An 18,029-nucleotide genomic window follows, 5' to 3' on the forward strand; every position below is an offset into this window, starting at 1 on the left:
CGCTCACTTCAGGCCTGGGACCTGGAAGTTGAAGACGCTGGTGTCGAAGGTGTTGTAGGCCTCGTAATCGAGCAACTCGTACAGCCGAGCCCTGGTCTGCATGCCTTCCACGGCCACTTGCTGGCTGCCGGTGCGCTGGATGGCGTCGAGTGTACGTTCAGCCTCCCCCATTGCACTGCGCAGCAGGGTCACCGGGTAGATCACGATGTTCACGCCGACGCCGGCCAGCTGGTCGGCGGTGAACAGTTCACTCTTGCCGAACTCGGTCATGTTCGCGAGCACCGGCACGTCGACCGCACGCCGAATGGCCTCGAACTCGGCGAGGTCCTTCATCGCCTCCGGGAACAGCGCGTCGGCGCCCGCGTCGACGAGTTGCTTGGCCCGGTCGATCGCGGCCTGCATGCCTTCAACACCGCGGATGTCGGTGCGAGCCATAATCAGCAGGTTGGGGTCGCGCCGGGCATCGGCAGCCGCGCGGATCCGCTTGATCGCGGTGTCCGCGTCGACGACATGCTTGCCGTCCAGGTGTCCGCAACGCTTGGGGTTGACCTGGTCCTCGATGTGCAGGCCGGCGACGCCGGCGTTCTCGAGTTCCTGCACGGTGCGGGCGACGTTCATCGGTTCGCCGAAGCCGGTGTCGGCATCGACGATCGTGGGCAGGTTGGTCATCCGGCTGATCGCGGCGCTGCGGCCGGCGACCTCGGTCAGCGTGGTCAGGCCGATGTCCGGCAGGCCCAAATCGGCGGCCAGCACGGCGCCGGAGATGTAGACCCCGTCGAAGCCCTTCTCCTCGATCAGCTTCGCGGACAGCGGGTTGAACGCGCCGGGAAGCTGCAACAACTCGCCGCTGGCGAGTCGCTCGCGCAGCCAGGCGCGCTTTTCGGCGGGAGCCTTCTCGGAGTACAGCATTAGAAAATCCCCTTCGTGGTGCCGCGCGGCAGGTCGGCGTTCACGGTCAACCCGGCGAGCTCGGCGGCGCTCAGCTCGGGCAGTCGCTGGGCGACGTCGAGGAAGCGTTCGATCTCGTCCTGCTCGAGCACGCCGGCGGCCAGGCCGCGGAACTTCTGCACGTACTGCTCGCGGGCGAACGGTCGGGCACCCAGCGGGTGCGCGTCCGCCACTGCGATCTCATCGACCACGCGGCGGCCGTCGGCGAGGTCGATCTCCACCCGTCCGCCGAACGCCTTCTCGGTGATGTCGTTCGAGTGGTAGCGGCGCGTCCACTCAGCGTCCTCAACCGTGGTGACCTTCTGCCAGAGCTCGACGGTGTCCGGCCGGTTCGCGCGGACCGGCGCGTAGGAGTCGACGTGGTGCCAGCTGCCGTCCTGCAGTGCGACCGCGAAGATGTACGGGATCGAGTGGTCGAGGGTCTCGCGGCTCGCGCTGGGGTCGTACTTCTGCGGGTCGTTCGCCCCGGAGCCGATCACGTAGTGGGTGTGGTGGCTGGTGTGCAGCACCACCCGGGTCACGTTCTTCGGGTCGCGGAGTTCCGGATGCTGCGCGCCCAACTTGCGCGCAAGGTCGATCCAGGCCTGCGCCTGGTACTCGGCGGAGTGCTCCTTGGTGTAGCTGTCGAGGATTGCCCGGCGGGCTTCACCGCGATCGGGCAGCGGCACCTCGTAGCGTCCCTCCGGGCCATCCAGCAGCCAGGCGATGACACCGTCCTCGCCCTCGTAGATCGGAGTGGGGCTGGTCTGGCCGCGCATTGCCCGGTCGACCGCTTCGACCGCCATCTTGCCGGCGAACGCGGGGGCGTGCGCCTTCCAGGTGGAGATCTCGCCCTTGCGCGACTGACGGGTCGCGGTCGTGGTGTGCAACGCCTGGCCGACGGCCTGGAAGATCGTCTCGGTGGGCAGCCCGAGCAGGGTGCCGATGCCGGCCGCGGCCGACGGGCCGAGGTGGGCGACGTGGTCGATCTTGTGCTTGTGCAGGCTGATCGCCTTGACCAGGTCGACCTGGATCTCGTAGCCGGTGACGATGCCGCGCAGCAGGTCGGCGCCGCTGCGGCCGGTGTGCTGCGCGACCGCGAGGATCGGCGGGATGTTGTCGCCGGGGTGCGAGTACTCCGCAGCCAGGAAGGTGTCGTGGTAGTCCAGCTCGCGCACCGCGACCCCGTTCGCCCAGGCAGCCCACTCCGGGCTGACCCGGGACTGGCTGCCGAACACGGTCGACCCGGGCTCGACCCCGGCATGCCGCTCGGCCTGCTCGCGGGCGGCCACCACCGGCGGCCGGGTGAGCGAGGCGGTGGCCACGGCTGCGTTGTCGATCACGCGGTTGATCACCATGTCGGTGACCTCGGCGGTCGGCTCGAGCTGCTCGGAGGCGACCTCGGCGATCTTCCAGGCAAGCTGCTGCTCGCGCGGCAGGTTCTCTTCGCTTCGGTAGGTGCGGACTGCGTGCTGCTTCACTGGGCGGGGTTCCTTTTCTTAGGGACTGGAGGTCTCAGGGACTGGAGAGTCTCAGGCGGACTGGAGCGACTGCGTGGTCGCGAGGGCATTCTGCAGGGCGTGGTGCAGGTGGACGTGGGTGGCGTGCTCGGCCAGCTCCGGGTCGCGGGCGACGATCGCCTGGACGATGAGCAGGTGCTCGGATGCCGCGGACCTCAGCCGCGCGACATCATCCTTGGCGAGCCGGCGCACCCGGGCGAGGTGTGTGCGCAGCCCGCGCAGCGCGCCCACCAGGTATGGGTTCCCAACGGCGTCGTCGAGTGCGTCGTCGAAGCGCTCGACGAGGTCGTAGTACCCGTGCCGGTCGGGGTCGTCGCTTTCGAGCAGGGTTGGCACGGCGAGGAACTCGGCTTCGAGGGCGCGGAACTCGTCAGCGTCGCCACGGACGGCAGCCAGTCGGGCGGCCTGCACTTCGAGGGCGCGGCGAACCTCGAACAGTTCACGGATCGTGCTCTGGGAGACATCCGTCACCACCAGTCCGCGGCCGGCCTGTTGGGCGACCAGGCCATCGGCAGTGAGACGCGACAGCGCTTCGCGTAGTGGGGTGCGGCTGACGCCCAGCCGGGTGGACTGCTCGACCTCTCCGAGCACGCTGCCCGGGCGGAGCTGCCAGCCGACGATCTCCTCACGCAGGGTTCGGTAGGCCTTGTCGCTTGCGCGCATACCGACTCCTTCCCCGCGATGTGACGATGCTTGCGGACGCTTCCGGATGCTTCCGGATGCCGAAAGCATCCCTTCATGTATACAGAACTCACGCAAGATTGGCAATAGACCCGAGTTATTGCACGTTTCGCCACATCTGTGTATACACGTCCGGATCGAAGGGAGTCGTGTGCCAGAGCTGCGGCGCGTTCCGCTCATGCCATCCGATCCGCCGCTGCCAAAGGTAATAGAGCCAGCCGCACTCGGCCGCGAGCGAGTCGAGCACCTCCACCCGAAGCGAGTAGTGACGTTCGGTGCGGTCCGGTCGAATATCCACCCAGTCGAGACGCACGAGTGTGGCCAAGTGTCGCTGAACCGCACTCCGACTGATGCGAAACTCGGTCATGACGGCTGCCGTGAGCATGCCCGAGGTGTGGGACCCGCTGCAGAGAATCTCGACCAGCCGGCGACGAACCGGGTTCCCGAGCACGGTGAAGGGATCCATGCGCGCATTCTCCGTCAGCGGGGTCGCCTCCTCGCCCGCTGATGAAACGCCGGTGAATGCAGGCAACCAAGCCGCTACTGCGGAGGAGAAGCCGGATGGAGGACCGACACCCGCGTTTTCCCTGTGTCACTCCAAGCTGACACACGTAAGACGCCACCCTGGTTTTCGCTATGTCACCCCCAAGGTGACACACGCAGGACCGGCACCCCAGATTTCGCTAGGTCACCCCTAAGTGACACACGCAAGACCGAGACCCCCGTTTTCGGTATGTCACCCCTGGGTGACACACGCAAAACGACCGCCGCGATTCCGCTATGTCACCCGAAAGTGACACACGCAAATCGACTGACCCCAGCTCCCGCTCGCGTGGCTGCTCAACCAACGGATGGGGCTATTGACACAACCGGGCGCGCGCCCGCAGGTTGGGTGGTAACCCAAAGGAGACCTCATGCCCACCAACGTGTTCGTCAACTTGCCCACCACCGATCTGGAGCGCTCGAAGGCCTTCTTCGAAAGCCTCGGCTGGACCATCAACCCGAACTTCACCGACGAGAACGCTGCCAGTGTCCAGATCGACGAGAACATCTTTCTGATGGTGCTCACCCGCGAGTTCTTCCAGACCTTCACCGACAAGCCGATCGCCGACCCGCGCACGACGCTGCAGGTGGAGACCGCGCTCAGCCGCGATTCGCGTGAGGAAGTCGACGCGCTCCTCGAGAAGGTGCTGGCTGCCGGAGGCACGGAGCACCGTGACGCACAGGACTACGGCTTCATGTACGCGCGTGACTTCGAGGACCCCGACGGCAACCTGTTCAGCGTGCTCTGGATGGACCCGAAGGCAGCCGAGGTCGGCCCCGAGCAGTGGGCGGCCGAGCAGGCCTAACCATCCGCTGATCGAGCTTGCCGAGATCTCGGCGATGCTCGATCCGCGACAGCTACTACTCCTCCGACGAGCCGCGATCCTTCATCGCGGACACGATCCGCTGCTGGATCACCGAATCGTGCAGTGCTGGTCGGCCAGCACTCTCCCCAGCCGTGTCGCCGTCTTCGGATGTCGCAGGCCTGCCCGGGTCGAGGAGACGCTGCATCCCCACGCGGAGCAGTCGCTGGTCGATTGCGGCACTACCGCTCAACGTGAGCAAGGCCGCGCCTTGATCCAACGCCGTGAGCAGGGCGCCCACCTCATTCGCCGACAGTTCTTCGTCGTCGGGCCGCGACTCTTGGGCGAGTGCCTCGTAGGCGTCGATCAGCCCTTGCATCCGCTTGCCCAGTTCGACCGCAAGCTCCTCATCGCGGCCTGCAGTGGCGATGAATTCGAGGGTGGCGAGGGCGAACCCCTTGATCGCTGCGACGACCTCCTCGCTGCCGAAGCGTCCCGTGTCCGGCTCGGCGGGTTCCTCGAAGACATCCCAGCCACCTTCGGCGAGCGCCGCTTCCATGTTCGCGTCCATGACCGCGAGAAACAGCGACGCCTTGCCGTCGAAGTTGGAGTACACGGCGCCCTTGGAAAAACCAGCCTCGCGCGCGATGAGCTCAAGGTTTGCGCCGTGATAGCCGTCCTGGGCGAACACGGCACGCGCCGCGCCGATCAGCGCCTCCCGCGTCTTCCGCTGGCTCTCCTGCCGCGAGAGAGGGGAAGGAAGCTCAGCCATAAGCAGATCTTACGCGTCGAGGCATTGACATACCGCTAGCATTCCAATACTTTCAGTATCCAGATACTGACAGTATGTTTGGAGCGCTAATGGATCACGACGTCCTGCACATCGCGGGCCTCAGCCGCCGTTTCGGCACGACCGTCGCAAACAACGACATCTCCCTGCGCGTTCGCCCGGGTGATGTGGTCGGGCTGCTCGGACACAATGGGGCCGGCAAGACCACACTCGTCTCGCAGATCGTGGGGTTGCTCCGACCGGATTCGGGATCCATTCGAGTCAACGGCATCGATGCGGTCGCCAACCCGGCGGCAGCCCGGCGGCAGGTCGCGATGCAGCCGCAGTCCCAGGCCCCCATCGACGGCCTGACCCCGCGCACCGCGATCGAGATCGCCGGGCGGATCCGAGGACTGTCCGCTCAGGATGCGCGCACCGCCGCGACCCGGCTGGCCGAAGAACTGGACATCGCCCAGTGGCTCGACCAGCGGGCACTGCCCGAAGGCGGCGGCCTGTCCGGAGGCATCCGGCGCCTCACCGCCTTCGCAATGACGGTCGTCGCGCCGACTCCCCTGCTCGTGCTGGACGAACCGACGAATGACATCGACGCCTCCCGCCGGCGCCTGCTCTGGGCGGCGGTTCGCCGTCGGGGCGACGAAGGCGCCGGCGTGCTGCTCGTGACCCACAACGTCGCCGAGGCCGAAAGGATCGTCGACGACCTCGTGATCCTGAACCACGGCAAGGTGGTCGCGTCGGGCTCCCCTGCTCGCCTGCGGGGCACAGACGACAGCGACCTGCGACTCGAAGTGCAATTGCCGCCGGATGCCATAGACCCAACCGCAGACCCGAGTGAGTTACCCATCACCGCGTTGCGCCGGGTGCGCACCGGTCGACGGGTGCTGCTGACCGTGCCCGCGAACCAGGCCGCGCAGGCTGTCACCTGGGCGACCGCGCTGCGAGAGCAGGGGCGCGTCGACGGTTTCTCGTTGGGACCAACGACCCTCGAGGACGCCTACCTATCCCTCACGTCGCGCGACAGCGACGGCACCGCCGTCGACGCTGCCGCCACCGTTTCCGTCGCCGCAGAACCCGCCCCCGAGGAGGCCTCCCATGTCTGATCCCACCGTTGCTGAGCCTGTCAGCCACGAACGAATCGAGCTGCGACCACCCGGGGTCGGCTTGTGGTCCAGCTATCGCACCCTGCTGCGCTGGCAACTGGCCCAGATCGGCAGCCTGCTGCCATTGGTGATCATCATCCAGGCGCTGCTCGCCGCCGGAATCATCGTCGGATTCGGGTTCCTCATCCCGGACATCAACCCGGCGACGGCGATGTTCCTCTCCACCGGTGCACCCACCGTCCTGCTGCTCACCATCGGGCTGGTGATCGTGCCGCAGGGCGTCTCCCGCGCGCGAACCGACGGCACGTTCAATTACATGCGCTCGCTGCCGCTGGCCCGCCCGATGCTCTTCGCGGCGGACCTGACAGTGTGGCTGATCATCGCCCTCCCCAGCGTGGCGGTCGCGGTGCTGGCCGGATGGCTTCGGTACGACCTCGCCTTCACCTTCGACTGGCCGGTGCTCGTCGCCTCCGCCCTGCTGATCACGGTGATGGCGACCTCGGTCGGCTATGCGATCGCGGTCAGTGTGCAGCCGATGCTGGCGCAGCTGATCACCCAGGTGTTGGTGTTCTTCGTGCTCCTGTTCTCTCCGATCACGTTCGGGGCGAGTCAGCTTCCCGACTGGTTCCAGACGGTGCACGATTTCCTTCCGCTGCGCCCCGGCGCAGACTTGCTGCGCGCGGGGCTGGCGGCCGACAGCTTCGATGCCAGCGGACGTGACCTTCTGGTGCTGACCGTGTGGTGCGTCGCGGGAATCGCGATCACCCTGCGGGCGCTCGTTCGGCGCCACTAGCTAGCGGTAGCGGCGCCCCTCATCCCGACGGAAGAGCACCAGGACCAGCACCAGCAGCGCCGCGGTCCACGCGATCAGGCCGAGCCATATCCACGGTTCCAGCTCGCCGCCCTGCACAGCCCAGATCACGAACTCCCTGGCCTGGCGCGACGGGAAGAACGTCGAGAGCGTGTCCAGCCATGGCGCGAACATCAGTGGCGGCAGGAACAGCCCACCGGCGAAGGCGAAGCCGAACATGACGATCTGCACCACCGCGATCGCGGCCTTGGAGGGCAGTGCGTAACCAATCGCGATCCCGATCAGCATGAACGGCAGCGCGGAGACGGCCAGCGCGACCAGTCCTAGCAGGATCCGACCGACGGATGCCTCGGCCGCGGTGAACAGGCCACCGATGACGATCACCGGCAGAATGGCGGCAACGCCGAGCATGCCGATCGAGAACACATAGCCGAGTACTCGCGCCAGCCCGGGCGCCGGCAGGGTGCGCAGGTATGGGTCCCACGGCTTCTCGCGGTCTTCCGAAATCGAGATGCCGAAGTTGAACAGCGAGTTCGACATCACCGCGAAGACCGACATCGAGATCACCGCCTGGGTGGCGAATAGCGGGTTGGCGGCCACGACCTGCTGCGGCACCACGAAGAACAGCAGGGCGAGCGAGGGGAACACCAGCGCTCCGATGACGGCAATCGGCACGCGCACGGTCTCGAGCAGGGAGTACCGCGCGTGCACGGTGGCAAGGCGCAAGGTGGTCATCAGATCAACTCCAGTTCGGGCTCAGCGGTGAGCGTGAGGAAGGCCTCTTCGAGGGTGGCCCCGCGCACGGCCAGGCCGCTGAATGGGATGCCGGCGCTGACGAGCGCGGTGACGGTCGCGTCGGCGTCACGACTGAAGAGGGTGTGAGTGCCGTCGTCCTCGGCTTGCACCGAGACGACTCCGGTCAGGGTGCCGAGGGCGTCCGGGACATCCGTCGCCAGCCGCACCATGCGCGTGCCCACCTGGCCGAGCACGGCGTCCAGACTGTCGTCGGCGAGCACCCTGCCGCGGCCGATGACGAGCACGCGTTCGGCGAGTGCCTCGATCTCCTCGAGGTAGTGGCTGGTGATCACGACGGTCGCGCCGTTCTCATGCTGAGCCCGGACGGCATCCCACAGGGCGCGGCGGGCGTCCACATCGAGGCCGGTGGTCGGCTCGTCGAGCAGCACGAGCTTCGGTCGCCCGACGAACGCGAGGGCGACGCTCAGCCGACGCTTCTGGCCACCGGACAACGAGCCGGTCTGACGCTTCAGCAGGTCGGTGAGCCCGAACTCGGCGGCGAGCTCACCGGTCGGCACCGCGTTCTCGAAGTGCTGGCCGATGAAATCGATGACCTCACGAACCCGCAGTGTGGGCGGCAGTGCGGTCTCCTGCGGGGTCGAGCCGAGGCCGGCGCGCACCCGATAATCGGACGGGCTGCCGCCGAACAGCTCGACGCTTCCGGCGGTGGGACGTCGGCGTCCCTGCAGCAGCGACAGCAGCGTCGTCTTCCCGGCGCCGTTCGGTCCGAGCAGGCCGACGATCCGGCCGGGCTCGATCTCGAGCGAGACGTCGTCGAGCGCGGTGACGTCGCCGAAACGGCGGGTCACGTGCTCGAGGCGGGCAAGTGCGGTCATTTCTGTGCTCCCAATACGGTTCGTAACGCTTCGGTGTAGTCCTCAAACGCGCGACGTCCGCGCGTTGTCAGGGCGAGGTAGGTAACGGGTGTCCGGCCTTGATGGGTCTTGGTGATCTCCACGTAGCTCGCGTCCTCGAGCTTGCGCAGGTGGGTGGAGAGGTTGCCCGCGGTCATCTCGAGCAACTCCTGCATCCGTGGAAACGACATCTTGTCACCAGGCGGGATGGACGCGAGTGTAGCGGTGATGCGCAGCCGGGCTGCGGCATGAATCACCGGGTCGAGTTCTTCCATCAGCGCCGCCGTTCCCGGGCGATTCGGCCGCGGTAATAGGCCGCCGCGAGCAGGAATGCTCCGCCAGCGCCGATCGCCATCACCAAGTTGTTGGCGGGACCGCCGAAGAATGGGGCGATTGCACCGACGGCGAGCAGGACGATGCCGAGCACCAGCTGGCTGCGCTCGTTCCACAGAGCCGCACCGGAGAGATAGAGGGCGCCTGCCATCAGCGCGTATGCCGACGGGAAGTACAGCGCGGCCAGGTCGCTGGACATCCCGTTCTGCAGCAGGCCGGCTCCGAGCGCGGCGAAGGCGATGCCGAGCAAGGTCCACGACATCCCGTACACGGCGCCCTGGAAATCGGATGCCCCGCGGATGCCACGACCGATGCGGATGCCCACCACGGCCGACACCGCGATCGACGCAATGATGAGCGCGCCGAAGGTGATGCGCGCCACTGACTCCGGCATCCACTCAGTTGTCGCGGCCAGCCACAGCAGCAGGAAACCCACCACCCAGGCCACACCCCAGACCGTGTACAACCAGCCGACTGGGCGCAGGTATGCCAGGTCGACGGCCCGTTTCTGCTGCTCGAGCAGGGCCAGCATGGCGGCCGGTTCGAGTGGTTTGTCGTCGTCTGCTTCGTTGTTCATGGTTGCTCCAGTCAGGCGGGAAGGACGAACGGAAGGATCAGAGCCGGCGCGCTGAAGCACAGGTTCACGATGGCGTGGGCGATGATCAGCGGCAGCAGCCGCCCCTGTCGCCGGTAGATGAGCGAGGAGCCGAAGCCCCAGACGAAGAACGCGACAGCGTAGACCAGCATCCCGGGGACCGTCAGCGCGAAGAACACGTGCTGCAGCCCGAAGGCGACCGAGGGCAGCAGGATGCCGAGAATCGGGCGGGTCTGCTGGAGGCCGCCCTGGCTGTAGCCGCGGAACACCAACTCCTCGGCCGGCGCGTTCAACGGCGCGAACGTCAGCAGTACGATCGCCGCGAATGCGATCGAAACACCGGCGCTCATCACCGGCGTCGTGCTCAGATCGGGCGCGAACACGGCCCCGAACTGCGAGAAGGCGTCGGCGCCGAACAGCACAGCCATCGTGCCGATGATCGCCAGCGCGAACGGCACGTAGAGCACCGCGATCCAAAGCAGACCCCAGAGGATGTCGCGGCCCAGGCGGTCGCGCCGGTAGTCGATCATCGACCGCAGGGTTCCGCCGTCGCGGTGCACGAGCCGGCGCACCGCGATGAGGCTGATGATGTTGACCGGCAGTAGGTACGCGGCGCCGAACACGGCGGCTGAAGCGGGCCCGACCTGCTGTCCGGTCGCGGCGATGAGTCCGGTGGTGGCCAGCGCGGCAAGGGCGACCAGCGCGATCCGGATGAACGGCAGCATCGCGGGCCACAGAACGCTTCCGGGCATCCAGTGCGCAACGCCGTGCGTCGTTCGTCGTCGTGTCATGGCTACTTTGTAACACAAACCACTTTGCGGTCACAACACCTTGGTTTCGAAACGCGGTCGCTCGTTCCTCGCGGCGCTGCTCAACCACCGGGATCAGGCGCAGCCGAATAGGATGGAGGGCTCATGTCGACCCCCGTCATCCACTACCCCGCCGAACTGCCGGTCAGTCAGAAGCGCGGCGACATCGCCGCCGCGATCCGCGACAACCAGGTCGTCATCGTTGCCGGGGCGACCGGGTCGGGCAAGACCACCCAACTGCCGAAGATCTGCCTCGAACTCGGCCGGAAATCGATCGGGCACACCCAGCCGCGCCGGATCGCCGCGCGCACCATCGCCGAACGCGTCGCCGAGGAACTCGGCACCGAACTCGGCGACCTCGTCGGCTACCAGGTGCGCTTCACCGACAAGGCGAGCGCGGCCACCCGCATCAAGCTGATGACCGACGGCATCCTGCTGAATGAACTGCATCACGACCGGATGCTGCGCAAATACGACACGATCATCATCGACGAGGCGCACGAACGCAGCCTGACGATCGACTTCCTGCTCGGCTATCTGAAGACGCTGCTGCCCAAGCGCCCCGAGCTCAAATTGATCATCACCTCGGCCACGATCGACCCGGAGAGCTTCGCCAAGCATTTCGCGGATGCCGCGGGCACGCCCGCCCCGATCATCGAGGTCTCCGGCCGCACCTACCCGGTGGAGATTCGCTACCGGCCGCTGGTCGCCGAAGTCACCGAGGAGGACGAGCTCGACGGCGAGATCTCGGAGGACCGGGACTACATCGAAGGCATCACCGCGGCACTGGACGAGCTCGCCCGCGAGGCGCCGGGCGACGTGCTGGTGTTCCTGTCCGGTGAGAACGAGATCCGGGATGCGGAAGAGGCGATCCGCGGGCGGGTCTCCACAGGCTCGACCAGCGGGAGCGGCTCGACCAGCGGGAGCGGCGACACCGAAGTCCTCCCCCTGTATGGCCGGCTGAGCGCGGCCGACCAGCACCGGGTCTTCGAAACCAAACGCCGTCCCGGCATCCGTCGCCGCGTCATCCTCGCGACCAACGTCGCCGAGACCAGCCTCACCGTGCCCGGAATCAAGTACGTGATCGACGCGGGCACCGCCCGGATCAGCCGGTACAGCGCCCGCTCGAAGGTGCAGCGGCTGCCGATCGAGGCGATCTCGCAGGCGTCGGCGAACCAGCGCTCCGGTCGCGCCGGCCGCACCAGCGACGGCATCGCGATCCGGCTGTACTCAGAGCAGGACTTCGACCGCAGGCCGGAGTTCACCGACCCGGAGATCATTCGCACCAACCTGGCCGCAGTCATCCTGCAGATGCTGGCGCTCGGGCTTGGCGATTTGCAGCGTTTCCCGTTCCTGCAGCCGCCGGACTCGCGCGGGGTCAAGGACGGCGTCGATCTGCTGCGCGAACTCGGCGCGGTGGAGGTCTCAACCAGCGGAGGGGGCTCGACCAACGGCTCCGGCGAACTTGAGATCACCCGGGTGGGCCGGCAGATGACCCGGCTGGCGATCGACCCGCGGTTCGCGCGCATGATCATTGAGTCGAAGACGCAGGGCAACACCCGCGAAGTGATCGCGATCGCCGCGGCGCTGTCAATCCAGGACCCCCGCGAACGGCCGCTCGAGAAGCGCCCGCAAGCCGACCAACTGCATGCCCGGTTCACCGATCCGTCGAGCGACTTCCTCAGCCTGCTGAATCTTTGGAACTACCTCAAGGACAAGGAGAAGGAGCTCTCCGGCAGTGCGCTGCGCCGTCTGTGCAAGGCGGAGTACATCAACTTCCTGCGCTTCCGTGAGTGGGAGGACGTCTACCGGCAACTGACTCGTGCCGCCAATCAGCTCGGCCTGCACATCGGCGAGCCGAGCGTGAACCCCGACGGCATCCACCGCTCGCTGCTGTCCGGGCTGCTCAGTCACATCGGCCTGCGCGACGCGCAGAAGAAGGACTTCGTCGGGGCGCGTAACCACCGCTTCCTGATCTTCCCCGGCTCTGGCCTGGCGAAGAAGCAACCCGCGGCGGTCATGGCTGCCGAGCTGGTCGAAACCAGTCGGCTGTTCGCGCGCACCGTGGCGGCGATCGATCCGGCCTGGGCCGAGGCACTCGCCGGCGACCTGGTCAAGCGCACCTACTCCGAGCCGCACTGGGAGAAGAAGCAGGGCGCGGTCGTCGCCTTCGAGCGGGCGACCCTCTATGGCGTTCCGATCGTGCAACGCCGACGCGTGCAGTACGCCCGGATCGACCCGGAACTCGCCCGTGACCTGTTCATCCGCCACGGGCTGGTCGAGGGCGACTGGGACCTCAGCCACGTCGACCGCCGCCTGTTCGCGTTCGACCGTGCCAACCGGGCGCTGCGCAAGGAGCTCGAACAGCTCGAGGAACGCAGCCGCCGCCGCGACATCCTGTTCGATGACGAAGCCATCGTCGAGTTCTACGACAAGCGCATACCCGCGGACGTATATTCGGTGCGTACCTTCGAGAAGTGGTGGCGGCAGGCCCGCCGCGATGACCCCGAACTGCTCACCATGACCGAGCAGAACCTAGCCGGGGAGACGGCGGTCGATGAGGACGCGTTCCCGACGACCTGGCAGCACGGTGAGCAGACCCTGTCCCTGTCGTACCGGTTCGAACCCGGCGCCGACGATGACGGCGTGACCGTGAACATTCCGCTGCCGCTGCTCGCGCGGCTCTCTCCCGCCGGATTCGACTGGCTCGTGCCTGGGCTTCGCGAAGACCTGGTTACCGCGCTGATCAAGACGCTGCCGAAGGCGATCCGACGCAACGTGGTGCCCGCCGCGGATTGGGCGCGCACGCTGCTCGAGGCGGTTCCGGATGCTGCGGACCTCAGTGAGCAGCCGTTGACCGAGTTCCTCGCCACCCAGATCCTGCGTAAGACGCACACGCCGACCTCCCCTGACGACTTCGAACCAGACCGGCTGCCACCGCATCTGCGGGTGACCTTCGCGGTGGTCGACGACCGCGGCCGGGTGCAAGCGCGCAGCAAGGACTTGATCGCGCTGCAGCACAAGCTGAAGTCCCGCGCCCGTGATTCGGTGGTGAAGGCGAGCGCGAACACCCCGCACGCCATCGAGCGCAGCGGCCTGACCAGCTGGGACCTCGACGAGTTGCCCCGGGTACTCGACATCCGCCAGTCCGGCAACGTGATCCGCGCCTACCCGGCGCTGGTCGACGAAGGTCAGAGCGTCGCGATCCGGCTGATGACCACGGCGGAGGACCAGGCAAAGGCTCACCCCCGCGGCATCCGTCGCCTGCTGATGCTGTCGATCCCGTCGCCGCTCGGCTACGTCAAGGACCACCTCAGCCAGGCCGAGAAGCTCACCCTGGCCGCGAGCCCGTACCAGAACGTGCAGGCCCTCTTCGACGATGCCCTGCTCGCCTGCATCGACGATGGGCTGCGCCGATCCCACGCGGATGGCCTGCTCTGGCGGCGGGACGAGTTCCAGTCCGTGCGTGACGCCGTGTCGGCCGGTCTCGTCGACGCGCTGTACGCGGCGGTGGGCGTGGCGACGAGCACCCTGTCCGCGGCCCGCGACGCCGAACGGTCGCTGAAGGCGGCCACCAGCATGACGGTGCTGCCGGCAGTCGCCGACGCCCGCGAGCAGATTGGCAACCTGGTGTACCCGGGTTTCATCTCCCGCACTGGGCTCGCCCGACTGCGGCACCTGCCGCGCTACCTGCAGGCGATCACTTCTCGGATGCAGAAGCTGCCAACGGATGTCGCGCGCGACCGGGTCTGGATGAACGAGGTGGCGAACGAAACCGCCCGATACCTCGCAGCCGGTGGAAAGCTGCCGCTCGCCCCGGACAGCCCGGACCGCCTGGTGCACGCCCGCTGGCTGCTCGAAGAGTTGCGCGTGAGCTTGTTCGCACAACAGTTGGGCACAGCCGAGCCGGTATCGAGCCAGCGCATCCGCAAGCTGCTCGGCTAGAGACTCCTGGCCGTCCCTGATCCATGTGTGGGCGGATTACCAGATGCTCGCATCCGCGATTCGCAGTACCAGTACAACGCCAGATAGCCGGCGAACGACGCCGCGATGCCCGCCACGAACAGCGTCGCAGAGAGCCGGGTCCAGTCCAGATCGTTGCGGGCGATCACCAGCGCGCCGATGATGAACGCCAGCGAGATCAGCTGCGCCTGGAACACCCACCGAAATGAACTCCAGCGGCCATCACGCAGGAACCACACGTCAACCATGCCCGGCAGGGTCAGCACTGCACCCACCACTCTGCTGGTCAACGGGGTCACCGGCCACGCCCAAACCTCGATCGCGAGCTGTGGAAAGAAGAACAACAGCAAACCCATGCCAAGCGCAGCAATACCGAACACCCCGAGCAGCACCCGCAGTCCTCGACCGATGACGTAATCCCGCGGCTCAGCGGTGCCCGGGTCTTCCCTCCAGTTGATCAGGATCGCGGCGATTGCGAGCAGCGGCGTCGTCAGGTACAGCGCCGTCCAGGTGATGAACGACACATGTCCCGGATGGAAGCGGTCCCAGTGCAGCAGCGTTGCGGCGCCCAGCAGGCCGGCGAACAGCGCCACCGCCGGGAAGCCGTATGCCACGCGGTGCCAGCGACGCAGGCGGATCACCTGGGCGAAGAACCAGATCCCGCCGGCGTACGCGGACGCCAGCATCATCGCGGTGAGCGACGGCGTGATCGTCCAGGCGAACAGGCGGTCGGTCTGGGTGGGCAGCAGGTAGAGAATGACGCTCGCCGCCAGCAGGAACGGGATCACGCCGATGGACAGGCCCAGCGTCAGCGGTTTCACCCGATCCCGGGCCGCGACCGCGACCGGGCGGCTCATGCCACGCCCGTCATCAGCGCCTCGGCAACAGCTTCATCGGTGGAGATGCGGCGCCCCTGCCTGAGAGCGGAATCGAATGCCGATGCAGCCTCCCCCGATCGGAACTGCTCAACGAAGCGCTCATGGAACGAGAAGGTGGGTACGTCGTACAGGCCGCTGCGTTCCCGCAGTCGCTGCGCAGCCCCGAACAGGGTGCCGGCTCGGAGCGGGTCGCCTGCGGAGGCGGCGAGCGCGACCATCCCTTCCAACCCGTAGGCGATGCCCTCGGCATGGCCAAGCTCTTCGGACAGCCGCAGGCTGTGTTCGAACGCCTCGTCTGCCCCCTCGCCGCCGGTCAGCAGTCTTGCCCATGCCAGGTGATGCAGGGCGATCGCCTCGCTCAGCCGGTCCTGTTGAGCGGAGGCGAACGCGAGGCTCTCCTCGAAGCAGGCTTTCGCCTCCTGGACACTCTGCCTGAGCAGGGCGACCCGGCCGCGAGTGACCAGCGCCATCGACTGTCCCCAGCGATCGCCGGCATCGCGGAAGAGCGTCAGGCTCACGTCGAGGTCGCGCTCTGCGGCGGTGGGATCCGGTGTGGCGGACGCCAGCCGCGCCAGCGCGAGGGAGATCAGGGCGAGGGCCTGGTTCGTCGGCCTGCCTGCCCGGCGGAACAGTTCGGCACTGCGCTCCAGCCCGGGGATGACGAGCCCATCAGGGTCCTGCCAGATCGTGATCGCGCGCGTGAAGTACAGCGCGATCGCCTCGGTGAGCTCGCCGAGCGGCTCCCCGGCGTCGAGCACTTCCCCCATCCAGCGCTTGACCTCGCCGAGGTGCCCGCCGATCCACCAGTAGATGTACAGACTCCACGCGAAACCGGCGGCGCGTTCCCAGTCGTGTTGGTCGAGCAGGTAACGCGCGGCCGCCCGCAGGTTGTTCCGGTCGTCGACGAGCTGGCTGATCCACGTGCGCTGCTCCGAACTTTCCAGCGGTCGCTCCGCCTCCTGACCGAACCGGATGAAGTACTGCGCGTGCCGCTCCCGGGCGGCCTCGAGTCGGTTCGTGGTCTCGAGTTGTTCGCGTGCGTAATCGCGCACGGTGGACAGCATCGTGAAGAACGGGCGTCCGCCGCTCTCGGCCTGGCGGACGAGGCTCGAATCGACGAGGCCGGCGAGCAGGCTGAGTGCGTCGCCCTCGTCTGGCAGCGCGACCGCCTCGACCGCGTCCAGCGAGAACCCGCCTTCGAATACTCCGAGTTCGACCAGCAGCGCCCGCTCGTCGCCGCCGAGGAGCTGGGCGCTCCACTCGATGGTGCCGCGCAGGGTCTGCTGCCGCTCCGGCCGGTCCCGCCCACCGCCGACCAACAGCTGAAGCTGTTGGTCGAGGCGGGCGAGAATCGCGTCCGGTGTCAGCACTCGCGTGCGCGCTGCGGCCAGCTCCAACGCGAGCGGCACGCCATCCAGCGTCCGACAGATCTGGGCGACCGCGGCGATGTTCGCGCCGGTCACCTCGAAGTCCGGTTTCACCGCTCGGGCGCGCTCGATGAACAGCGCAACGGATGCCACTTGGGCGATGTCGTCCGGGTCAGCTTCCACGGACTCGGCTGGCAGGGCGAGCGGGCCGACCGGGTAAACATGCTCGGCGCTCACGCGCAGCAACGACCGACTGGTGACCAGCAGGGTCAGGCCCGGGGCGCCCTCCAGCAGCCGGGTCAGGGTGGGTGCAGCGTCGACGATCTGCTCGAAGTTGTCGAGCACCAGCAGGATCCGCCGATCCTGCATGGCCATGAGCAGCTTGTCTTCGAGGGCGTTTCCCTCGCCGGTGTTCTGTACGCCGAGGGTTTCCGCGATCACGGTGGGCAGGATCGCGGCATCATGCACACCGCTGAGATCGGTGAAGGCGACCCCGCCGGGGAAGTCGTCCGCGGCGCCCGCCGCCACGTCCATGGCGAGTCGGCTCTTGCCGATGCCGCCGGGGCCGGTCAGGGTGACCAGCCGCACGGCCTCACGTCGGATCAACTGGTGCACTTCGGCGGCCTCCGTGTCCCGGCCGATCAGTTCGGTGAGCGGCGCAGGCAGTGGGCGCGGGCGAATGCGCGGCGCTGCGCCGGGCACGTCGGCAGCCACGCTGCCGGCCTCATCGAACCGTTCGGCGAGCAGCGTGGCCAGGTCGCTTTCCAGCAGCCTGCCGAGTTCGCGGGAATCGGCGAAGTACTTGAACGATGCCTGGTCGTCGTCGCGGATCCGCCCCAGCAACTCCTCGAGCCTGGGCTCGCGCTTTTCGCTCGTCTCCCGGATGTAGATCAGCTTCGGCATCCTGCCCGACAGGTTGTACTCATCCTCGAGCCCGGACACGCGCTCGTCGGGAGCCACCCAGCCATACCGTTCGGCATAGAGTCCCACGAAGATGTCGCTCTGCTCGAGGTAGGCGCGATACAACGCGCGCGGAGGATGCGGTCGGGCACCGAGTTCGAACATGACCGGCGCCAGATGGAGCCTCTCGATCGCCGTCCGAGAGGCCTTCCGTTCCGTAGCGAGTTCTTTGAGAGTCGAGCTGACGAAGACCCGCAACCGCTGATCGGGCGTCCTGATGGCACCCGGCGATCGGTCCATAGTCGAAGTCTTACGCACATCCGGCCCCCGTCCACCCCTCGGTTTGACCGGATGACACCGTCG

General features: G+C 67.3%; 16 protein-coding genes. 4 read left to right on the forward strand and 12 right to left on the reverse strand.

Annotated elements, in window-relative coordinates; all coding sequences use genetic code 11:
- Positions 1-3: 3 nt before the first annotated feature.
- The 4 genes from prpB to GO591_RS11390 all read right to left on the reverse strand — a co-directional run bounded on the left by prpB (position 4) and on the right by GO591_RS11390 (position 3,594).
- Positions 4-909: a methylisocitrate lyase gene (gene prpB / locus GO591_RS11375; RefSeq protein WP_157156922.1), complete on the reverse strand. Its 906-nt coding sequence runs from the start codon at positions 907-909 to the stop codon at positions 4-6.
- The gene (locus GO591_RS11380) at positions 909-2,408 is read right to left on the reverse strand and encodes an MmgE/PrpD family protein (RefSeq protein ID WP_157156923.1); all 1,500 of its coding nucleotides are present in this window, start codon (positions 2,406-2,408) and stop codon (positions 909-911) included. Before GO591_RS11380 ends, prpB begins: the two co-directional genes overlap by 1 nt.
- Positions 2,409-2,459: 51 nt before the next feature.
- Complete coding sequence (locus GO591_RS11385; RefSeq protein ID WP_157156924.1) at positions 2,460-3,110, reverse strand: GntR family transcriptional regulator; 651 nt, start codon at positions 3,108-3,110, stop codon at positions 2,460-2,462.
- Positions 3,111-3,225: 115 nt separating this feature from the next.
- Positions 3,226-3,594, reverse strand: coding sequence for an ArsR/SmtB family transcription factor (locus GO591_RS11390; RefSeq protein WP_157156925.1), 369 nt, complete (start codon positions 3,592-3,594; stop codon positions 3,226-3,228).
- Positions 3,595-4,042: 448 nt separating this feature from the next.
- Here GO591_RS11390 and GO591_RS11395 point away from each other — a divergent pair, with 448 nt between their 5' ends.
- A complete protein-coding gene (locus GO591_RS11395; protein WP_157156926.1) occupies positions 4,043-4,477 on the forward strand; it encodes a VOC family protein in 435 nt (144 codons plus the stop codon).
- 55 nt (positions 4,478-4,532) lie between these two features.
- On the opposite strand, the gene GO591_RS11400 is transcribed toward GO591_RS11395, so the two are convergent.
- Positions 4,533-5,246 carry a TetR/AcrR family transcriptional regulator gene (locus GO591_RS11400; RefSeq protein ID WP_157156927.1) on the reverse strand — a complete coding sequence of 238 codons (714 nt, stop codon included), beginning with the start codon at positions 5,244-5,246 and terminating at the stop codon, positions 4,533-4,535.
- A gap of 89 nt (positions 5,247-5,335) precedes the next feature.
- Here GO591_RS11400 and GO591_RS11405 point away from each other — a divergent pair, with 89 nt between their 5' ends.
- Both GO591_RS11405 and GO591_RS11410 read left to right on the forward strand, forming a co-directional pair.
- Positions 5,336-6,361: an ABC transporter ATP-binding protein gene (locus tag GO591_RS11405; RefSeq protein ID WP_157156928.1), complete on the forward strand. Its 1,026-nt coding sequence runs from the start codon at positions 5,336-5,338 to the stop codon at positions 6,359-6,361.
- A complete protein-coding gene (locus GO591_RS11410; protein WP_157156929.1) occupies positions 6,354-7,154 on the forward strand; it encodes an ABC transporter permease in 801 nt (266 codons plus the stop codon). The genes GO591_RS11405 and GO591_RS11410 overlap by 8 nt, the downstream gene beginning before the upstream one ends.
- Here GO591_RS11410 and GO591_RS11415 read toward each other — a convergent pair whose 3' ends face one another.
- The 5 genes from GO591_RS11415 to GO591_RS11435 are packed head-to-tail and all read right to left on the reverse strand — an operon-like array spanning position 7,155 to position 10,540.
- Entirely contained in the window at positions 7,155-7,907 is a 753-nt protein-coding gene (locus GO591_RS11415; protein WP_157156930.1) for an ABC transporter permease, read from the reverse strand.
- Positions 7,907-8,803, reverse strand: a complete 897-nt coding sequence (locus GO591_RS11420) for an ABC transporter ATP-binding protein (RefSeq protein ID WP_157156931.1) — start codon at positions 8,801-8,803, stop codon at positions 7,907-7,909. The genes GO591_RS11415 and GO591_RS11420 overlap by 1 nt, the downstream gene beginning before the upstream one ends.
- Complete coding sequence (locus GO591_RS11425; protein ID WP_157156932.1) at positions 8,800-9,096, reverse strand: transcriptional regulator; 297 nt, start codon at positions 9,094-9,096, stop codon at positions 8,800-8,802. The genes GO591_RS11420 and GO591_RS11425 overlap by 4 nt, the downstream gene beginning before the upstream one ends.
- A complete protein-coding gene (locus GO591_RS11430; RefSeq protein ID WP_157156933.1) occupies positions 9,096-9,731 on the reverse strand; it encodes a hypothetical protein in 636 nt (211 codons plus the stop codon). Before GO591_RS11430 ends, GO591_RS11425 begins: the two co-directional genes overlap by 1 nt.
- 11 nt (positions 9,732-9,742) lie before the next feature.
- Entirely contained in the window at positions 9,743-10,540 is a 798-nt protein-coding gene (locus GO591_RS11435; RefSeq protein ID WP_157156934.1) for a CPBP family intramembrane glutamic endopeptidase, read from the reverse strand.
- 123 nt (positions 10,541-10,663) lie between these two features.
- Between GO591_RS11435 and hrpA the strand changes: the two genes are divergently transcribed.
- Positions 10,664-14,503: an ATP-dependent RNA helicase HrpA gene (hrpA, locus tag GO591_RS11440; RefSeq protein ID WP_157156935.1), complete on the forward strand. Its 3,840-nt coding sequence runs from the start codon at positions 10,664-10,666 to the stop codon at positions 14,501-14,503.
- On the opposite strand, the gene GO591_RS11445 is transcribed toward hrpA, so the two are convergent.
- Both GO591_RS11445 and GO591_RS11450 read right to left on the reverse strand, forming a co-directional pair.
- Positions 14,500-15,378, reverse strand: coding sequence for a hypothetical protein (locus GO591_RS11445; RefSeq protein WP_232466159.1), 879 nt, complete (start codon positions 15,376-15,378; stop codon positions 14,500-14,502). The genes hrpA and GO591_RS11445 overlap by 4 nt on opposite strands.
- The gene (locus tag GO591_RS11450) at positions 15,375-17,966 is read right to left on the reverse strand and encodes an ATP-binding protein (RefSeq protein ID WP_157156936.1); all 2,592 of its coding nucleotides are present in this window, start codon (positions 17,964-17,966) and stop codon (positions 15,375-15,377) included. Before GO591_RS11450 ends, GO591_RS11445 begins: the two co-directional genes overlap by 4 nt.
- Between the last annotated feature and the right edge of the window lie 63 nt (positions 17,967-18,029).

The sequence above is a fragment of the Diaminobutyricimonas sp. LJ205 genome, from assembly GCF_009755725.1.
Classification (GTDB): domain Bacteria; phylum Actinomycetota; class Actinomycetes; order Actinomycetales; family Microbacteriaceae; genus Ruicaihuangia.